General features: G+C 57.5%; 18 protein-coding genes and 1 tRNA gene. 11 read left to right on the top strand and 8 right to left on the bottom strand.

Going from position 1 to position 18,333, the window contains the following annotated elements; genetic code table 11:
• From BV106_RS23260 to BV106_RS23240, 5 genes are all read right to left on the bottom strand, one after another.
• Positions 1-996, bottom strand: coding sequence for a SpoIIE family protein phosphatase (locus BV106_RS23260; RefSeq protein ID WP_038168778.1), 996 nt, complete (start codon positions 994-996; stop codon positions 1-3).
• A gap of 15 nt (positions 997-1,011) precedes the next feature.
• The gene (locus tag BV106_RS23255) at positions 1,012-1,416 is read right to left on the bottom strand and encodes an anti-sigma regulatory factor (protein ID WP_038168777.1); all 405 of its coding nucleotides are present in this window, start codon (positions 1,414-1,416) and stop codon (positions 1,012-1,014) included.
• A 6-nt stretch (positions 1,417-1,422) separates the two neighbouring features.
• Entirely contained in the window at positions 1,423-1,776 is a 354-nt protein-coding gene (locus BV106_RS23250; RefSeq protein ID WP_038168775.1) for an STAS domain-containing protein, read from the bottom strand.
• Positions 1,777-1,794: 18 nt separating this feature from the next.
• Entirely contained in the window at positions 1,795-2,652 is an 858-nt protein-coding gene (locus BV106_RS23245; protein ID WP_038168774.1) for an STAS domain-containing protein, read from the bottom strand.
• 238 nt (positions 2,653-2,890) lie between these two features.
• Positions 2,891-2,965 (bottom strand) — tRNA-Gly (locus BV106_RS23240).
• A 189-nt stretch (positions 2,966-3,154) separates the two neighbouring features.
• Here BV106_RS23240 and trpC point away from each other — a divergent pair.
• The 7 genes from trpC (at position 3,155) to BV106_RS36125 (ending at position 8,619) form a co-directional block, all read left to right on the top strand.
• The gene (gene trpC / locus BV106_RS23235) at positions 3,155-3,949 is read left to right on the top strand and encodes an indole-3-glycerol phosphate synthase TrpC (protein ID WP_038168773.1); all 795 of its coding nucleotides are present in this window, start codon (positions 3,155-3,157) and stop codon (positions 3,947-3,949) included.
• 9 nt (positions 3,950-3,958) lie between these two features.
• Positions 3,959-4,558, top strand: a complete 600-nt coding sequence (locus BV106_RS23230) for a hypothetical protein (RefSeq protein WP_265596000.1) — start codon at positions 3,959-3,961, stop codon at positions 4,556-4,558.
• A 55-nt stretch (positions 4,559-4,613) separates the two neighbouring features.
• Entirely contained in the window at positions 4,614-5,213 is a 600-nt protein-coding gene (locus BV106_RS23225) for a hypothetical protein (RefSeq protein WP_038168770.1), read from the top strand.
• 74 nt (positions 5,214-5,287) lie between these two features.
• Positions 5,288-5,830: a hypothetical protein gene (locus tag BV106_RS23220; RefSeq protein ID WP_265595999.1), complete on the top strand. Its 543-nt coding sequence runs from the start codon at positions 5,288-5,290 to the stop codon at positions 5,828-5,830.
• Between the two features lie 102 nt (positions 5,831-5,932).
• The gene (locus BV106_RS23215; protein WP_265595998.1) at positions 5,933-7,177 is read left to right on the top strand and encodes a nucleotide pyrophosphatase/phosphodiesterase family protein; all 1,245 of its coding nucleotides are present in this window, start codon (positions 5,933-5,935) and stop codon (positions 7,175-7,177) included.
• A 188-nt stretch (positions 7,178-7,365) separates the two neighbouring features.
• Positions 7,366-7,911 (top strand): hypothetical protein, encoded by a 546-nt coding sequence (locus tag BV106_RS23210; RefSeq protein WP_038168766.1) that lies wholly within the window; start codon positions 7,366-7,368, stop codon positions 7,909-7,911.
• 48 nt (positions 7,912-7,959) lie between these two features.
• A complete protein-coding gene (locus BV106_RS36125; protein ID WP_051946229.1) occupies positions 7,960-8,619 on the top strand; it encodes a hypothetical protein in 660 nt (219 codons plus the stop codon).
• Between the two features lie 2 nt (positions 8,620-8,621).
• Here the strand turns inward: BV106_RS36125 and BV106_RS23200 are convergent, their stop codons facing one another.
• Positions 8,622-10,094 (bottom strand): sigma-54 dependent transcriptional regulator, encoded by a 1,473-nt coding sequence (locus tag BV106_RS23200; protein WP_051946228.1) that lies wholly within the window; start codon positions 10,092-10,094, stop codon positions 8,622-8,624.
• 14 nt (positions 10,095-10,108) lie between these two features.
• Positions 10,109-12,574: a CHASE domain-containing protein gene (locus BV106_RS36120; protein WP_051946227.1), complete on the bottom strand. Its 2,466-nt coding sequence runs from the start codon at positions 12,572-12,574 to the stop codon at positions 10,109-10,111.
• Positions 12,575-12,710: 136 nt separating this feature from the next.
• Here BV106_RS36120 and BV106_RS23190 point away from each other — a divergent pair, with 136 nt between their 5' ends.
• From BV106_RS23190 to BV106_RS23175, 4 genes are all read left to right on the top strand, one after another.
• Positions 12,711-12,893 carry a hypothetical protein gene (locus BV106_RS23190; protein ID WP_038168764.1) on the top strand — a complete coding sequence of 61 codons (183 nt, stop codon included), beginning with the start codon at positions 12,711-12,713 and terminating at the stop codon, positions 12,891-12,893.
• 97 nt (positions 12,894-12,990) lie between these two features.
• Positions 12,991-14,280, top strand: a complete 1,290-nt coding sequence (locus tag BV106_RS23185) for an AAA family ATPase (RefSeq protein ID WP_265595997.1) — start codon at positions 12,991-12,993, stop codon at positions 14,278-14,280.
• Positions 14,281-14,362: 82 nt separating this feature from the next.
• Entirely contained in the window at positions 14,363-15,253 is an 891-nt protein-coding gene (locus BV106_RS38825; RefSeq protein ID WP_265595996.1) for a hypothetical protein, read from the top strand.
• Positions 15,250-16,884, top strand: coding sequence for a DUF262 domain-containing protein (locus BV106_RS23175; protein ID WP_081892148.1), 1,635 nt, complete (start codon positions 15,250-15,252; stop codon positions 16,882-16,884). Before BV106_RS38825 ends, BV106_RS23175 begins: the two co-directional genes overlap by 4 nt.
• On the opposite strand, the gene BV106_RS23170 is transcribed toward BV106_RS23175, so the two are convergent.
• Positions 16,881-18,332 carry a DUF1501 domain-containing protein gene (locus tag BV106_RS23170; protein ID WP_038168755.1) on the bottom strand — a complete coding sequence of 484 codons (1,452 nt, stop codon included), beginning with the start codon at positions 18,330-18,332 and terminating at the stop codon, positions 16,881-16,883. The genes BV106_RS23175 and BV106_RS23170 overlap by 4 nt on opposite strands.
• Between the last annotated feature and the right edge of the window lies 1 nt (position 18,333).

The following is an 18,333-nucleotide window of genomic DNA, read 5'->3' as shown; positions in this document are numbered from 1 at the left end:
TTAAGATCGGAGAGTAGCCACCGTGCTGTCATCGGTGCCTCGATTGAAGTCGCGGAAGAGAATTCCAGCGGCGAGCGCAGGATGCTTTTCCTGGAGCCCTGCGTATCGCTCCAGATGCCAGTGGCCTTTCACCCCATCGGAATTCATGATAAGCATCGATTCGGGCGACCAATCATAAACGAACTCCCGAGGTTTGTGAAAAGAACCACCCACCGTTCCATTGTGCGAGACGAGGTGCGCGCATTTGTCTCGGGTGGCGATGGCGCCTGATATGTTTCCAACCCCCGCATACCGAACTTTTTCCTGGCCAAAACTCACCTCGGCGATCGCCACGGCAGCACCGCGAGTCGCTTTCAGGGCCAGATTCATACGCTCCAACAGGGGCACCAAGTCCATGTTGTGGCCATCTTCAAAAACTCTGATCGCCAGATTGGAGGCTTCTGCGGCCAAAGGTCCGTGGCCCAAACCGTCGGCCACAATCATGCGTGCTCTCCCACCGGGGAGCTCATGAAAGCCGTACGCATCTCCTGACACCGTCTCGCCCTTTTTAGCGACATTGACCAGCCCCGTTCTGCTGCCCGCTGGTTTCTGAGGATTCTCCAGGAAGAGATCGCACATGAACGCGGTGCCAACCGACGGTTGCGAATGAACGTCAAACTTTTCTGAGGCGCGCACCACCGCCCCCAATCCCTTGCCGCTTGTGCCGGCCGACGAGTACCCGTCTCGCAGGCACATGGCAAAATTGGCCATCCCCGGCCCGCGATCCAGGCAGAGGATCTCCACCCCTTTATACGGGATCTCAAACTGACGGAGCAGAAGAAATCCGCCCGAGGTCGTGTGCAGTGCGAGGTTTCTGGCAAGTTCCGCGACCACCAGAGAAAGCTTGGATCGCTGATCCTCATTGAACCCTCTGTCCATGGCCCAAGAGGCGGCCATGCGCCTGGCTTCCCCTTCCTGATGTTGCTCCTCGACCGGGATGTAGATGGATTGTGCCATAGGTTCCCGAAGGACTCATTTCCACTTGGTAATCGTGATCCGGGTTCCTTTGCCCACTTCAGATTCAATGCTGAAATCGTTGACCAATCTTTTGGCCCCACCCAACCCCAGTCCCATGCCACTACCTGAAGTGTAGCCATCCGAAAGCGCCAGTTGTATGTCGGGGATGCCGGGACCTTGGTCTTCGAACGTCACCCTCACGCCGCCACGCAGGCCTTCCTGTAGTTTCTCCAGCTTCACCTCGCCTCCTCCTCCATAGATGAGGAGGTTGCGCGCGAGTTCACTCGCGGCGGTCACGACTTTCGTCTGATCCACCAGAGAGCATTTAATCTCGACGGCCCACTTTCGCACGGCCTGACGCACGCTCACGATGTCCCCTTCCCGCCGGACAGGTAGTACTTCGCTATTTATTACGGGCATGGTGGCTTATTCCCTCTCAAGGAGCTTCATCCCCTTCATGACGTTGAGGGCTGTCATCACGCCATTGAGCGAGAGGCCCAGCTCCACGAGGGTGATCGCCACTGCAGGCTGCATCCCCACCACGACGGTCTTGGCGTCCAACACACTGGCCATGGACGAGATGTTCGCCAGCACCCGACCGATAAAGGAGTCCACCATTTCCAAACTGGAGATGTCGATCAACACCCCCTTGGCCCCGCTTTCACTGATCTTGTTGGTGAGATCATCCTGCAGTTGAAGTGCCAACCGGTCGTGCATGTCCACCTGAATCGTGACCAGCAATACCATGCCCATCTGCAATATTGGGATCCGTTCCTGCATGTCTGTAGTGGGCGGGTGTTATACTGCGGAACTGGACACCACTTTCATGCCATTGCGTTGGAGAGCGGTTTTCAACGCCTCGGCCAGGGTGGCCTTGGTGGTGACGGCACTCAGGTCGATGGCAAGGTGCACCATCGTCTGCGCAATCTGCGGACGGATGCCGCTGATGATGCAGTCCGCTCCCATGAGCCTGGCGGCGGCGACGGTTTTGAGAAGGTGCTGGGCCACCAGGGTGTCAACAGTAGGAACCCCAGTGATGTCGATGATCGCGATTTCGGATCCTGTCTCAACGATGCGCTGAAGCAGGGACTCCATCACGACGCTGGTGCGAGCGCTGTCCAGCGTGCCGATGATGGGAAGCGCCACAATGCCATCCCAGAGCTTTACCACAGGCGTAGAGAGTTCCAGCATGTCTTCCTGCTGACGGATGATCACTTCCTCCCTCGACTGGAGAAAGACCTCCATCGTGTAAAGCCCCAGCTTGTCGAGCAACTCGCCCACCACGGTGATTTCGTCAATGAACTTGATCGGGTCATCCTTGTGAGCTTCCCTCAGCAAACGGGTCAGAGGCGCCTTGAGAGACAGCACAAACAAAGCCGTCTCCGTTGGAGTGAAGCCCATGCGTCCACGTTGCCGGGAAAGGTCGCTGATGGACTCAAGCACTGGTGACCATGCGATCGATCGGATATTGATCAAATCACCCGACCCCACCGCGCCTTGAAACCGCTGGAGAAACTCCCGGGATTGAGCCGTTAACTCCTCGACCTTGATCAGGTCCCTCCGCATTCCCTCCGCTTGTATTTGCTGTTGGACCCATTCTTTCAAAAGGTCTTCCTGACCGTTGCTGATCACTGTAGCCAGTACGCTGCTGCTCATAAAGTGGAGGAAATGCCTGGAAGGCAATATTTCAGGCTCGAACCAATATGGGGTTTTGCAAAGGGTTGTTGAACAAAAGGCTACACCCTAATTGCGCGATCCACGTCGGGGCATTCCAGTCTGAACTCATCGCATCTGCCCGGGGATGCTGGTTGTATCGACCGCAAATTTTTCCTTTCACCCCCTCTAATCCCCAATATCGAGGCACAAAAAAGCCCCGTCTGCTGGGACGGGGCAATGGAGCGGGTGACGCGATTCGAACGCGCGACATCTTCCTTGGCAAGGAAGTGCTCTACCACTGAGCTACACCCGCAATTGCGTTGCGGACTGTTAGTGTGGCGAGAACCAGAATCGTTTCAAGCTGAAAGTGCTAAAAATGTTTTAACTGTGCAAATCATTGCCTGAGTTGCCTTTGCTTCATCCCCACGACTCTCCTGCTTGCAAGACCGGCTCAGGCAGGGCAGGTTGACGGTCCCCCTCTTCATACAGAGGTCCCCTTTTCATGAACAAGCTCGACGAGATCATTGCCACCAAGCACAAGGAAGTGGAACGCCTGCTGCCCCGGGCCGAAAAGCTGCGCCACGCCGCCGCAGGTCGCGATGATTTCCGGTCCCTCTACGATGCTCTCCGAGCCGATCCGACACGCCTGGGGTTGATTGCCGAAGTCAAGAAGGCCAGTCCCTCTGCCGGAGTCATTCAGCCCAACTTCGACTACCTGACGATTGCCCGTACGTATGAAAAGGGCGGAGCCAACGCCCTCTCCGTCCTGACCGACGAAAAGTACTTCCAAGGTCGGCTGGAGTACATGACCACGATCCGCCAGGAAGTGAGCATCCCCGTGCTGCGGAAGGACTTCATCATTCACGAGGTGCAGATCCATGAGGCCGTCGTCGCGGGGGCGGATGCCATCCTGCTCATCGTCGCCGCGCTGGATCAGCCCACACTGGAACATCTCCTGGAAGTGGCCCACGGCTGTCAGCTGGACGTGTTGATGGAAGTGCATGATCTCCCGGAGTTGGAACGGGCTCTGGCCACCGACGTGCGCATCCTTGGGATCAACAACCGGAATTTGAAGAGCTTCACGGTGGACCTCACCACGACGGAAGCCCTTGCTGAAGAAGTGCCGGACGATGTCATCCTGGTGAGCGAAAGCGGTATCAAGAGTGTGGAGGACGCAGCCCGTCTGGCCATCGCCGGTGCCAATGCGCTCCTGGTGGGTGAGACGCTCATGAGAGCGGAGAATCCGTTGCAGATGGCACGTGCCCTGCGCGTGGAGATGGCCTTGGAAGACGAGTAGCCCAGGAGCATGTCGCGGTCTCCCAGACGCAGCATCCCCAGTCGCCGTCCTCAGGGCACCCGGCGGGCCTCTCTGGGCACCATGAAGTGGCTGCTGCTTATCACCATCGTCGTTGTGTTGGCGAAGGTGGTGGTCCCCCCCGTCTCCCGGACGATGCTGGCGAAGCAGCTGGAGGCCCCGATCGATCGGTCCTCCATGAAGGCCCTGGACTTGGCGATCAACGCCTATCGACTGGAGCAGTTCCAGCTGCCGGTGGAACCCACCTGGAAGGACGAGACCCAGGCGCACCCTACGCAGGGAATGTGGCTGGGGGCACTGACGGGGCAGACCGGTGAACTGAACCTCCGTGGCACCGTGTACCTGACCCTTCCTTCGGCGCCGACGCAGCGAGGAGGCCTCTACACTGACTCCAGAGGGCAGGTCCGACTGACAGACCAGTATGGACGCCCGTTTCAGGTGCTGTTTGATCTGGATGGCGATGGTAAAATCCCCAATCCTGACCCTGCTGCCCCCTCTGACAAGAAGTTTCTCTCCGCCACGCTGCTCATCTACAGCCTGGGGGCAGATGGGAATGCCAAGTCTTGGAAGGACAACCTGACCAGCTGGTGAGGTGACGCTCTGGAACGCATTGACGCCGACAACATTCCGTGGTGCAATTTTTGACATGGATCTTCCTGATACGCTAGCGGACGAGACGCTGAAGCCAGACCGTCCGTCCAAGATTAGCAGGCTTCGCATTGTGCGGCCGGTTCTGTGGATGGCGGCGGGCAGCGTCCTGACCATTCTCGTCCTCGCCATCGTCGCCGCCACCTTCTTGGCAAGTGGGTCCGCCATTCAGGAGCAGGCCGCGATGAAATCACTCGGCCATGCGCTAGAGAGCTATTTTAAGGAATACGGCCATTTCCCCATCTCCAATCCCGACACATTGATCGAGGCCGTATCCATACCGGCCGAGGGAGAAATGGTGACCGCCATCATTGGGGGAGACAGTCCCCTTAACCCTCGCAAGATCCAGTTTTATGCCCCGCCCCAAGCCAAGACCGGCAAGGCCGGCCTGGACCAGAGCAACGCTGCGACAATAAGGACGGTGGACTCCAACGGGACCACCTTCTTCCTGATCATGGACCTCGACGGAGACGGTATGACCCCCAATCCCGACCCTCGCGATCAACGACAAAAGCTGATTCGCGCCCGAGTCCTGGTTTACTCCGCAGGCCCCGATCAAAATCCGACCACTTGGGCTGACAACCTGGTGAGCTGGTGATGGACAATCCAAAGGTTCACGATTTGGACAAAGGGCACCGGCCAACACCTGGAGGATCACCAAGTCCGCTCCAAGTGAAAAAATCCCATGCCTTGGAGTGGTCAATCGTCGGCGCGGTCTTGGCTGTGGGCCTAGCTTTTGCGATTCAGAAACAGTCTTCCTTCGTCTGGCGTTCGAATCGAACCCCGCCTGACAAAGCGACCATGAAAGGCCTTGAGATTGCCATCAAGGGCTACCAGATCGAGTACAATCGATATCCGTTGGCGACTACGGAGGAAAAAGAGTCAGTCATGCTCAGTGAAGGAAAGCTCCTTAAGGTACTCATGGCGGACGACGACGAGCACAATCCGAGGAAAGTGCTCTTCTACGATCCTATCGCCGCAAGAGATGGAAAGGGCGGTTATCTCCTGGACAGTGCTGGCGCGCCAAGCCTGGTAGACTTTTACGGACAGCCCTACCGCATTTGCATCGACTATGATGGCGATGGCGAGATCATCGATCCGCACTCAAAAGACGAGAAACAGCCAAACACGCTCAGCAGTGGCGTCATCATTTGGTCTGGCGGAAAAGACGGGGACCCGACCACTTGGAAGGACAATCTCCTCAGCTGGCAATGACCACCCCTGTTCAGGTGACACCGCCGTTTCGCTCTGCCATTTGAAGTGTCTGGTGGAGGGGTTATCTTGTGGTTTTTCACCGAATCCCCCTTCAACCAGCCGATGTCACCCCGACGCGTTCTACTCTTCCTCCTGGCCACCACCGCGCTCGCTGCGCTCGGGATCTACGCCTGGGGACTGCTGCCAAAATCGGCGAATAACCGCATCGTCATCGTGGTCGGGCTCGATGGGTTTCGTTCCGACTATCTGCTGAAGTTTCAGCCCCCTGCTCTCTCCAAGCTGGCTGCTGAGGGCGTGACCACCTCCCGGATGATTCCCAGCTTCCCTTCACTCACCTTCCCCAACCTCTACACGTTGGTCACGGGGCTGCGGCCCGCCCGCCATGGCATCGTGGGGAATAGCATGTACGATCCCGAGTTCGATGCCAAGTTTTCCCTGGGCAGCCCGGCGGTCAAGGAGGGGCGCTGGTGGGGAGGCGAGCCGGTCTGGATCACGGCAGAGAGACAAGGCATCCGATCCGCCTGCATGTTTTGGCCAGGCTCTGAGGCCGAGATTCAGGGGCGTCGTCCTCATGATTGGCGGGACTACGACGGAAGCGTCTCCGCGGAAAAGCGAGTGGCAACCGTGCTGGAATGGCTGGGGCGTCCGGAAGCCGAGCGGCCTCGTCTGGTCACACTTTATTTCCATGAAGCCGACTCGGCAGGTCACAAGTACGGTCCGGATGCCCTGGAAACAGCGGAAGCCGTGAAGGTGGTGGATCAGTCCCTGGGCCAGCTGATGGCTGGCATCAAGCAACTTGGGCTTGAAGACCGGGTGCATCTCATCTGCGCGGCCGATCATGGGATGACCGAGGTCAGTCCTGACCGGATCATCAATCTCGCGGACTTGATCGACCTCAAGACCACCGAAGTGGATTCCACAGGTGCGGTGTCGGGACTGCGCCCCAAGGGTGAGACCCCGGAAGCTCTGGTGGCAAAGCTCACCCAACCTGGTGCCCGGTATAAGGCCTATCTGGCCAGTGAAGTCCCAGAGCAGTGGCACTTCAAGGACCACCGCCGGATCGCTCCCGTCATTCTGGTCGCGGACGAGGGCTGGAGCATCGTGCGAAAGCCCGTCCGGACCGATGAGGAACGCCGCACCTTTCTCAAAGCTACGCATGGCTTTCCGCCAGAGCTACCCTCTATGGGGGCTACGTTCATCGCTTGGGGCCCAGCCTACCGGCGCATTGCCTCGGTCCCGGAATTTGCCAACACCGAGGTTTACTCCCTCATCTGCGCCACCCTCGGGATTGAACCGGCGGAAAACGACGGCACGGGGGTGCTCCTTCCCGGAGTGCTGGCTCGATGAAGTGAAGGATAGCTGATAGACGCAATCATTTGCCTCAGCTGAAGAAAAATCATCTAGAGCCATTTCCTGAATGGTTCGACTAAATTGCTGCTTGCTACCTCAGGGCAAGTCCGGGTATGCATGTGACAGCGTCAGCCTTCCTTGAAGGACCTCTGCGCTGATCAACTCCTCGTCCCCCTCCTCCTCCCATGATCATCTTTAAAGGTCACGGTATTCTCATCCCCATCATCGCAGTTATTGGCCTGTTTCTGGGCACGTTCGTCTCGGCCATACCTGTGGGCCTCCTGAAACTCTCACCGTCCTGGGCCATGGCCGGGGGGGCGTGGGTATCAGCCTTGTGTGTGCTGCTCTACGCCAAGACGATCGGCAAGCCGGTGGACAACACCTATCTCGACCCCGCCACCGGACGCCCTACCATCTATCGCAAACGACACACGTTCTTTTTCATCCCAGGTTTTGGCTGGTCCGTCCTCGGCATGATCGGCGCGGCTTTCCTGTCAGCGATCGCGCTCATCTCGCCGAAGGATGGATTCCAACTAGGAGGCCCCAAGAGCGCTGAAGAGACGCTTTTTGACGCGGCCAACCGCAAGATTGCGACAAACAACAATGGCGTAGCCCATGGCAACTCACCCGAGGCAGAGAAGCTGGCTGCCGAGTTCTCCTCCAAACTCAAGACCCTGCGTGATGTGGGCATCGAGCCTTCCAAAAAACGCTCGATCTCACTGTCTGGCTGAGAGTTCATCACCTTCTGCCACCTTGCAGAGGACACCTGTGCGTTTCTCGTGCATGTGCCAGAACTGCGCAAGTACACGGACGAAGCCAAAGAGTTCATGGGTGAAGCCGCGTGGGGTGTAGCGCAGCATTGTGTGGCAGCACTGCCTGACAAACCTGCAAAGGTAGCTGTGGGGCTCCGAGGCATCGCCCTTTATGATCGAGTGCTCACGGGGCCTGCGACAGCCGATGAAAACGCAACGCCGCAGGTTCACACAGGTACCAATTCCAAGGATGCCCTGTTCACTTATTTTGAAGCCAAAGAGCCCAAGGTGGACGAAACCCTGACCAAGCGCCCTGAATCTTCGCCCCCCGCCGACAAGACTCCAGCTTCCGTCACACCCGCCAGCACCCCACCTGTGGCTTCGACAGAGATGGCTCCTGTCGAAGCACCTTCACCGGCACCGGCCCCCGCAGTTGCCGCTGCCGCGCCAACTCCAACTCCAACTCCTTCCCCTGCTCCCGCACCAGCAGCAGCCCTCCCCACCCCAGTCAAGGACTGGAAAAGCGCGGATGGCCGTCTATTGAGCGCCAGCCTGGAAGGCTTTGCCAACGCCACGACAGCCCGCTTCAAACGCGCTGCTGACGGGGTCGTGTTCGAGGTTCCCATCGACAAGTTTGACCCCGCTGTTCAGGCCGAAATCAACGCCCTGTATCAGCAAGCCCAGTAGCCTTACCCCTTGGCCAGGTGCGGGAATCGGCGGTAGATGCGGCTGCGATTCACGTCCAGCAATCGGGCCGCTTCGGCAACATTGCCACCCGTCTGCTCCAGCGCCCTTTGAATCAAGACCTGTTCAGCCTCCTCGAGGTTGAACGGGATCCCCTCCGAAGCTGAGATGGAGGCTGTTGAGGTTGGTCGGGAAGTTGAAGGGCGATCACCAGCCGGCTCAAGCAATTGCAGGTGGTCCTTCTTGATCGTCTCGCCACCACTCAGGATGAGCGCGCGCTCGATGACGTTCTTCAACTCGCGCACATTTCCTGGAAAGGCGTAATTTCCCAAAACCGCAAGAGCCTCCCGGCTGAGCGTGGGTGCGGTCATGCCCATTTCCCCGGCAAACAGGCTTAGGAAGTGCGACGACAGCAATGACAGGTCCTCGGATCGCTCGCGGAGCGGCGGCGTGTGTACTGAATAGCGGGCGAGACGGAAATACAAATCCTGACGGAAGTCACCAGAGGCAATCTTGTCCTGGAGGTTCGCATTGGTGGCGCTCACCACGCGCACGTCCACCTTGCGCGGCTTGGTCCCACCCACCGGCGTCACCTCACCGTCCTCCAGCACCCTCAGAAGCTTGGCCTGGAGAGCGGCGGGCATATCGCCGATTTCATCCAGGAATAAGGTCCCTCCGTCAGCGAGCTCGAAGTACCCTTTCCTATCATTCGTGGCTCCCGTGAAGCTGCCTTTCAAGTGGCCGAAGAAAAGCGACTCCGCCAGTTCGCCCGGTACTGCCACGCAGTTCACCGCGACGAAGGGCCCCTCGGCACGAGGGCTATGATGATGCACGGCGCGGGCTACAAGTTCCTTCCCTGTGCCGCTCTCGCCGGTGATCAGCACACTGGTTTTGCCGAACTGCTGGAGGCGGTTGATGTCATCCAAGATGCGCCGCAGATGCGGGCTTTCCCCGACGAAACCGCCCAGCCCCCAGCGCTGGGCTTCCCGGGTTGCCAGACTGGAGAGGCGCTGTGCGGCCTTGTCCCGCGCCTGCTCCGCCTCCCGGCGTTTCAGGATCTCCTGCTCCAGCTCGTCATTGCGCTGCTGCAGTTCCCGCGTGAGCAGGCTGAGCTTCAGATGGGTGGCCACACGGGTGACCACCTCCTGCGCCTGGAAGGGCTTGTAAATGTAATCCACCGCCCCCACTTGAAACCCGCGCACCACGCTCTCGATCTCATTGCGGCTGGTGACAAAGATGACAGGAATGTTGCGGGTCTCGTCGGCCGCCTTCAGCTCGCGACAGACCATGAATCCGTCCTGACCCGGCATCATCACATCCAGCAAGATGAGATCCGGCTTGGCCTTGGGCGCGAGTTGCAGGGCGTCCCTGCCGTTCGAGACGGCCAGGATCTCATACCCCCGCGGTTCGAGGACATTGCTGATGAGACTGAGGCTGGCCGGGGTGTCGTCGGCGATGAGGATGCGTTGACGGATCATGCAGGTGAGGTCGGTCAGGTGACGGGGATCTGCGCCACGATGCGTTGGATGGTCTTCATGTCATAGCTGGCCAAGAATTCGCGGAGGTGCTGCGCCAGACGTTCCCCGGCCGGACCTAGTTGCTCCATTTCCACGAGACATCCCTTTAACACCGTAGCGCTGTGCAGCTCTGCGGCCATCGTGAGACGGGTCGCCAGTTCTTCCGGCAGACTCACTTGGCGAAGATCAACAGACTCCTCCCCGCTGGCATGGCCATCGGGCAGAGGTTCGTATTCGAACTTCACCTCCAGCAGAGTCTCCATGCATCCGTAGATGCGCTCCGCACGGAATGGCTTGGCCACGAAGTCATCGCACCCGGTCTTGAGATAGGCCTCCCGCTCATGAGCCAGGGCGGAGGCGGAGGTCGCCACAATCTTGAGCCCCATACTGCCGAACTCCTCGACCAGTCGACGGGTGGCTTCGATGCCATCGAGCTCGGGCATGCGCATGTCCATGAACACGATCTGCGGCCTGGATACCCGCACGACTTCGATAGCTTGACGTCCGTTTTCAGCCAAGACCACCTCGCAGCCCACCAGTGTCAGGAGCGTGGCCAAGACTTCGCGATTCTCGGCAATGTCATCCACCACCAGGGCCCGCACCTTGTAGCCTGCGGCCAGATGCAGCACTCTCGGTGTCGTGTGCCGACCATTGCCAGACCTTGCCGCCGCCGTCTGGGGCAAGGCCAGCGTGGCACTGAAACAGGATCCCCTCCCCACTTCTGAACGAACGGTAAGGCTGCCGCCCATGATCTCCATCTGCTTTCTGGCAATGGCGAGTCCCAATCCCGTGCCGCCGGGAACGGTGGTCACGCCTCCCTGCTGGAACGGCTCAAAGATCCGTTCCAGCAGCTCCTCGCTGATGCCCGTCCCGGTATCCTCCACCTCAAACCTCCACACATCCGCATCGCCCGGCAGGGCACGCAGGGTCACGCGTCCACGACTGGTGAACTTGACCGCATTGGCCAGCAGATTGATCAGGACCTGGCGCAGCTTGCCCTCATCCCCTCTCACCATGAAGGAGTGATCCACACCGGGAAGCTCCAGGCGCAATCCCAGTTGTTTCTCCTCGCACCGCTGCTGGAACATGCCCTCCAGATCCCGGAGCGTGGCGGTGAGATCAAACTCGGAGAGCGAGAGTTCCATCCTTCCCGCGTCGATCTTGGAGAGATCCAGAATCTCGTTGATCAGGTGCAGCAGGTGGTCGCCGCTGTGCTGGATGGTGGCCACTGCGTCGCGATGGAAGGGGTGCAAGGTCGGCTCACGTGCGAGGATCTGGGAGTAGCCCAGAATCGCGTTCATAGGCGTGCGAATCTCGTGGCTCATGTTGGCCAGGAACTCGGATTTAGCCTGATTGGCCGCGTCCGCCGCCGCCTCGGCCGCCTTCCGGATTGCCACCTCGTTGAGCAGGATCGCGTTCGACTCGCGAATCTCTGCGGCCCGCCGGGCCAGTGACCACAGATGCCCGGCCAGCAAGACGGAGATCAGACTGCCCGCCCCGAATGCCACCCAGGGCATGCCATCGGTGCGAAATCGGGAGAAGCCCGGAGCAGGCTCGAAGAGGAGCGCCCAACGACGCCCGGCCACATCGAGGGTAGTTTCCCAAACCGGAGCCCCTTTCAGCCGTGTCCCTTCCTGCCGGTGGATCAACTGGCCGTCAGTGAGGTCCCTCACCGTCAGGAGGATCTCCCGCTTGCTGGCATGTCGCAGGGACATCTCCACCATGTCGCCAATCCGGAACACGGCGGTGGCAAAGCCCTGGAGCTTCAAGCGGCGCTCTTCCTCTGTAGCCGCCTGCCCGCGATAGAGGGGCTCAAAAACCAGGAACCCCCGCTGCGACCCCGTCTCCTGCGCGAGGCGGATGGGAGCTGTCGCAGTCGCCCGCCCCGTGTCCCTTGCCTGTTCCAAAGCGGACCGGCGGGTGGGCTCGGATCCCACATCAAAGCCCAGTGCCTGGGCGTTGCGCTGCAAGCTCTCCAGATAGAATACAGGAAAGTACTCCTCGCGAACCCGGGCGGGAGCCATGTGCCCCTCGGACTTCTCCTCCGTGAAGTGAAAGTTCGGGAATCCCTCCTGGCGGGCCCGGGCCTCCCACGCATCGCGCTCACTGCCGGCTACCCGGGGATCCCACGCCAGGGCCTGTAGTTCTGGCTGCCGGGCCAGCGCTTCATTCACAAAGTCCCGGAACTCGGTGCGGGTCACCTCTCCACCGCGCGCCACATACAGCGCCACCATGGCGTGCAGCACCTCCATGGACCGTAGTACCTGGCCCCGGAGCAGCTCGGCCCGATCCTGGCCCAGACGACGTACTTCCTCTTCCCAGGAACGCTGTTTTCCTTTCCAGAGCAATCCACTGACCCAGACGGTCAGCGCCAGCCCCAGACTGAGCACGGCCAGCGCAGAGGCCTTGGCAGTCAGTTGAGGTTGAGACGGTTTGGGCATCTTGTCCGGAGGTCTAGCCTTCCCTAAAGAAGCACCACCCGTGCCATTTTTAGGTTCATCCCCATGGGAGCCTCTCACGCCCCCTACCGCCGCAGCCCAGCCGAGGGGCGATCTCCCTTCAACCACCTCTACTGCCATGAAAATCACCCCACCCTCCTCACAGGGCTTCGTGAACAGCGATGCCGAAGGCAAGCACAAGAAACTCAAAAAGAGCGAAGTAGCACAGGAGAACGACCAGCTTGCCAAAGTGGACAACTCCGATCCCACCCCACTCCATCGGAAGGAGGACTTGTCGCAGGGGGATGAAGGGGTGGACTAAGCCGGATTCGACACATTGATGTCAGCACAAGAACTGACGCTCCAATTTCAAGCATATTTGGAGACACCCGGCAGATTTGGGCTATAAATCGCGTCTGATGTGGACTGCCGTAACCTTGGAAAATTATCGATCTTTTGTCGCCCCCACCACGATTGAGCTCAAGCCGCTGACGCTTTTCTTTGGTCTCAACAACGCGGGGAAAAGCGCCTTGTTGAGAGCGCTACCGCTTCTGGCGTCTTCTATTCGACACCCCGACGCTCCTTTAGATCTAGCATCCCCAGCGGCAAGGGGAGCCAGTTTCAGCGACATCTTAACTAGGCCGCCGCTTAGGACTTCAAATCGCCTAAAATTTTCCATGGCTTTTGGTGGCTATGTTAACAGTGTTCAGAGAAGCTTTAGGGCTAACTGGACCTTGTTGGAGCTTGCAGAGGACAACCGCCATATCGTTGAGCAATTTCAAATTAATGACGACGACGCCCAAATCTTAGATGCCGTCATTGATCTTGGATCTGATAATATCGAAGCGTGGAAGCTGCACCAAGTTACGCTGAGAGGTAAACCTTGTGGAGCGCTTGATCTAGAATTCGAGGGCCTTCTTCCCGCGGCAAACTCGACCTCCTTCAATGAAGTCGACGATCTGTTAAGCAACCTGCGATCCGAATTGCTTAGCACCCAGACGCTGGTTCAGTGGATCTCATCCGTCCGAGTTCGTCCTGAAAGGTTAACTACCTTTTCTGGTTCGCGCCCGAGATTTCTAGGTCCAGAGGGACAGGCTGCTGCAGAAGTGCTAGCCTATGACAAAGAAGTGTTATCAAATGTGTCGCAGTGGTTCGAGGCACACACCAATCGACGTCTGCTAACAGTTCCGGTGGGTGAACACTTTCAGCTTGTCCTCGAAACTCTAAACTCAAACCCCGTTCGAGTCCCCCTAATCGATGCTGGTGAAGGTTTAGCGCAGGTTCTACCAGTACTGGTAGCGGCCGAGATGGCCAAAATCGCCCACCGCAATTCTCCACGCATTCTATCGATCGAGGAGCCAGAATCGCATCTTCACCCGCGATTTCATGCGGCATTGGCTGAGCGTTTTTGCTCAATTGCAACCTCCCCCAGCCCTCCTCAAATCGTCCTCGAAACTCACTCGGAAATCGTCCTACTGGAACTACAATATCAAATCGCCGCGGAGCTACTAGATCCAAAAAATGTCATAGTATATTGGGTCTACAGCAATCCATCAGGACAAAGTCTCATCGAACGCATAGAATTTGATGCATTTGGCAGACCGAAAGATGGCCAGAGCTTTCCGCATGGGGTTTTTTCGGAGGACACAGCACAAGCAAAAAAACTACTAGCCAAACAAAAGGAGCGCATCAATGCTGGTAACCGTTGATCAGTCAGCCCTCACATCCCCATCAACTCAGCTCGACCTCGTCGCTTTGTTTGGATACGCCTTTCGAGGACGTTGCCGAGTCTTGACGTCACCGCTTTACGACACAGAGGACGAATCAGATAAGGACCATCCGGTTACCAAATGGCTAACTACATTGAATCCAATATTGAAGGAAGAGTGTCAACTTACTCTTGCCTCAAGCCTAGAGGATGAGGCTCTCCGGCCTTCTAGTGTACAAATTTCAGCGGTATTTGGCCAAGTCTCGCTTTGGAGCCTCAGCACGCCTCTTGTCAAGGTTAGTGACGTACTAACCTTCCTCGCCCGCCCATTTCGTATTTTGGTCGAAAATCGACGCAATGACCGCGCATTTTTACTATCCTTTGCAAAACCCTGGATGCGTGAGAAGATTGTTAATTTCGAAAGTCAGGGATGGCTCATATTCGATCACTGCGGAGGATTGGGGGAAATGCTCAACAGTCTTCGCGACATGCGCGAACGTGCAATCGAACAACTTCGCACATACGTTGTATTCGACCATGATGGCCTTCGACGTGCGCGACCCAGCCAGTCATCAACATTGGTATCCGAAGCGTGCCAACCCCACATACTTTTTCATCGACTAGAGAGGAGAATGATTGAGAATTACATGCCTCGGGAGCTACTGGGAATATGGGCAAATAAGGAAAAAAAGGCGGAACTCGTTGCTGCATTCTTGAGTCTGAACGAAGAACAACGGCATTTTTACAACTTCAAGGGCGGACTTCACTCTGATGCACGTCGCACCGATGACCCAGAAGCAAACACGTTTTCGGGATTGGATAGCACGCGTACAAATCAACTACGGAATGGATTCGGGCGAGGCATAGTCGACCTCTTTCGGCAAGAATCATATTGGGACGAGACTTGGTTCGCCGACGAAGACTGTGCGTCAGAAATATCTTCGATGATGAACATTTTGACTTCAATGCTATGACGCTCCCTACATTCTACTCTGACCCGCAAGTTCAGAGTCTTCAGCAATTAATTGATGAACTCCAGCGTGGAACTATTCTAATCCCTAGATTCCAACGCCCATTTGTTTGGACAACACAGCAACGCCTCACCTTACTTCAAAGCGTCCGGGAAGGTCTTCCAATCGGCAGTGTATTAGTATGGAGAACTACTGAGCACATGCTTGAAACTATGCCCAGTGTTGCGGGAGTCGCTGTGCCAACCACTAAAATAGAAGGACCCCCGTGGCAGTATCTCCTTGATGGACACCAAAGACTCACCACGCTATTCGGAGCACTGTGTTCTCGAAGGACTCTCACCGTAGAATCAGATTCGGAGAGTAGCGATTTGTCATGGGATATTCATTTCGACCTGCGGGATCAATCATTTGTAGTAAACACCAAAGGGAGTCGCGCAATTCACCTTGTTCCAACCAACATTCTCTTAGATAGCGTCGCACTCCTAAAGCATCAGCGAATGCTCATTTCAAACGGTGCCACCGATGATGATATCGACGCAATTGACAAACTAGCACTGGCAATGAGGAGCTACAAAATACCCGTGGTTCCTATTGTTACGAACGACCTAAGAAGTGCCACAGTCGCATTCCAACGTGTCAACAGTGGTGGCACACGGATGAGCGATGCAGACATGGTAGTTGCGCTGAGCTACAATACAGACTTCGATCTCCGAAAAACCCTCGCAGAAGCTATCGACACCTTAGGCGACATTGGCTGGTCAACCCTTGACATCAAGTACATTTTAGCGACAGTTAGGGCAAGCCAGGATCTTGACATCGCGAAGCCGGATGCCCAGCAAACCAGCGACAGAATATCAAGTGATCCAGTTCTTATCAGCGAAGCCGCTCAGAATCTCGTCAGAGCTGGCAATTTTTTGAAGAGACACTGCAACATAGCGGGACCAGGCGTAGTTCCTTATAGCTATCAGGGCGTTTTGCTGGCAGAAGCAATGCGACTCAACCCCAATCCTAGTGAGTCAGTCATCAGCCAACTCGTCAAATGGTTTTGGATCACTACTTACACCTCCTATTTTCTTGGCGCATCTGACCGCGCTGTCCACAGTGCACTTCAAGATGTTCGGCAAATTGCGAAGAATCGCACCCCCGATTTTCTTCTGCAACAACATTATGCTGACTTCACTCTTCGAAGATACGACTTCAGAGCTGCCAGAAGCAAGGCCCTCGCAGTTCGGCTTACTGAACTCCACCCGCTTGATCTACTCGGCGCCGAACACGACGGCATTGCCGCACTTGCAGGAGCCGGACCTCAGGCACTTGTGCAACTTGTACATCGTCGCCAAGTTGAGTCCGACCAGTTTTCAGGGCCAGAAAATCGTTTTCTCATGCCTCAGACGGACGCTAACTTGATAAGGCTAGATCTCATTGGATTGGGCATTCGCGGAGCCAGCGCAGAATGGTTGAGGAGCCATGCAATCTCCGAAGAAGCCCAATTGGCATATGGAGCTGGAGACTATCGCGGATTCCTGCGAGTACGTCGTGAAGTCCTCCAGAAAATCGAAATCGACTTCTGTAAAAATCTCGGGATAGCTCAAAAGTTGTTCAGCGATACTGGTGATTCTTACGATGAAAACTAGCCCAATAGGCCTTTTATCAAGTGGCCATGAACATCGGTCAGACGGTAGCGACGGCCTTGGAACTTGTAGGTCAGCTTCTCGTGATCGATGCCGAGCAGATGCAGGAGTGAGGCGTGGAAGTCGTGGATGTGCACGCCGTCCTTGACTACGTTGTATCCGAACTCGCAAGTCTCGCCGTAGGTGGTGCCAGCATTGATGCCGGCACCTGCCATCCAGACGCTGAAACAGCGGGGATGGTGATCGCGACCAAAGTTGGGCTGGATCTTTCCCTGGCAGTAGTTGGTGCGGCCAAACTCGCCGCCCCAGACCACGAGGGTGTCATCCAGCAGACCGCGTTGCTTGAGATCCTTCACGAGCGCAGCTGCCGGTTGATCGGTCTCCTTGCACAGCTTGGGCAGGGCTCCGGGAAGACCGCCGTGGTGATCCCAGTCCTGGTGGTACAGTTGGATGAACCGCACCCCTTTCTCGGCCAGACGACGTGCCTGCAGGCAATTGGCCGCAAAGGTGCCCGGTGTCTTCACATCTGGGCCATAGGAGTCCAGCACATGCTGGGGTTCATCGGATGTGTCGGTGACCTCAGGAATGCTGGACTGCATCCGGTACGCCATCTCATAGTGCGAGATGCGGTTCTGAATCTCCACGTCAGGCGTCAGTTCCAGCTGATGCTCGTGAAGCTCCATCAACCGGTCCAGCATGCGTCTGCGGCCTGCATCCGTGATCCCTGCCGGGTTGCCCAGATAGAGCACCGGATCCTCGGCCGCTCGGAACAGCACTCCTTGATGTTTGGTCGGCAGGAACCCACTGCCCCAAAGGTGCGCCCCCAGAGGCTGCCCGCCTTTCCCCTTGGTGATCAGCACGACAAACGAGGGCAGATTCGCATTGTCCTGCCCCAGGCCGTAGCTCAGCCAGGCTCCCATGCTGGGCCGGCCTGCGATTTGAGACCCAGTCTGAAGAAAAGTCACCCCGGGTCCGTGGTTGATCGCCTCCGTGTAAAGGGATCGAACCACGCAGATGTCACCCGCGATGCTAGCCGTGTGCGGGAGGAGCTCGCTCATCCAGGTGCCGGCGGGGCCAGACTGCTGGAACTTGAACGGCGACCCCACCAGGGGAATGGAAGACTGATTCCCTGACATGCCGGTCAACCGCTGTCCCCCGCGTACCGAGTCCGGCAGCTGTTCACCGTGCCTTTGATTGAGCAGCGGCTTGTAGTCGAGAAGATCGAGCTGCGACGGCCCACCGGACATGAAGAGGTAGATGATCCTCTTGGCCTTCGGGGCCAGATGAGGCGCCCCCAGCACACCGCCGGTCTCTGTCGATGCCGCCGCCGCACCTTGTTGGGTCGCCAACATCTCTGCCAGGGCGATGCCACCCAATCCCATGCCGAAGCGGTTGAGGAACTGCCGTCGCGTGGGCAATCCGGATGGGGGCAAATCGAGGGTTGGGATCATC

It is taken from the genome of Verrucomicrobium sp. BvORR106 (assembly GCF_000739655.1).
Taxonomy (GTDB): Bacteria; Verrucomicrobiota; Verrucomicrobiia; order Verrucomicrobiales; family Verrucomicrobiaceae; genus Verrucomicrobium.
The sequence above is the reverse complement of the archived record's forward strand: the minus strand, read 5'-3'. Positions and strand labels throughout refer to the sequence as shown.

Bases quoted from the DNA above. Each gene is read 5' to 3' on its own strand.
- BV106_RS23175 (WP_081892148.1), top strand. From the start codon at position 15,250: ATGACGCTCCCTACATTCTACTCTGACCCGCAAGTTCAGAGTCTTCAG.
- BV106_RS23230 (WP_265596000.1), top strand. From the start codon at position 3,959: ATGTCGCGGTCTCCCAGACGCAGCATCCCCAGTCGCCGTCCTCAGGGC.
- BV106_RS23190 (WP_038168764.1), top strand. From the start codon at position 12,711: ATGAAAATCACCCCACCCTCCTCACAGGGCTTCGTGAACAGCGATGCC.
- trpC (WP_038168773.1), top strand. From the start codon at position 3,155: ATGAACAAGCTCGACGAGATCATTGCCACCAAGCACAAGGAAGTGGAA.
- BV106_RS23215 (WP_265595998.1), top strand. From the start codon at position 5,933: ATGTCACCCCGACGCGTTCTACTCTTCCTCCTGGCCACCACCGCGCTC.
- BV106_RS23255 (WP_038168777.1), bottom strand. From the start codon at position 1,416: ATGCCCGTAATAAATAGCGAAGTACTACCTGTCCGGCGGGAAGGGGAC.
- BV106_RS23250 (WP_038168775.1), bottom strand. From the start codon at position 1,776: ATGCAGGAACGGATCCCAATATTGCAGATGGGCATGGTATTGCTGGTC.
- BV106_RS36120 (WP_051946227.1), bottom strand. From the start codon at position 12,574: ATGCCCAAACCGTCTCAACCTCAACTGACTGCCAAGGCCTCTGCGCTG.
- BV106_RS23170 (WP_038168755.1), bottom strand. From the start codon at position 18,332: ATGATCCCAACCCTCGATTTGCCCCCATCCGGATTGCCCACGCGACGG.
- BV106_RS23245 (WP_038168774.1), bottom strand. From the start codon at position 2,652: ATGAGCAGCAGCGTACTGGCTACAGTGATCAGCAACGGTCAGGAAGAC.
- BV106_RS23185 (WP_265595997.1), top strand. From the start codon at position 12,991: ATGTGGACTGCCGTAACCTTGGAAAATTATCGATCTTTTGTCGCCCCC.
- BV106_RS23210 (WP_038168766.1), top strand. From the start codon at position 7,366: ATGATCATCTTTAAAGGTCACGGTATTCTCATCCCCATCATCGCAGTT.
- BV106_RS23225 (WP_038168770.1), top strand. From the start codon at position 4,614: ATGGATCTTCCTGATACGCTAGCGGACGAGACGCTGAAGCCAGACCGT.
- BV106_RS23260 (WP_038168778.1), bottom strand. From the start codon at position 996: ATGGCACAATCCATCTACATCCCGGTCGAGGAGCAACATCAGGAAGGG.
- BV106_RS23200 (WP_051946228.1), bottom strand. From the start codon at position 10,094: ATGATCCGTCAACGCATCCTCATCGCCGACGACACCCCGGCCAGCCTC.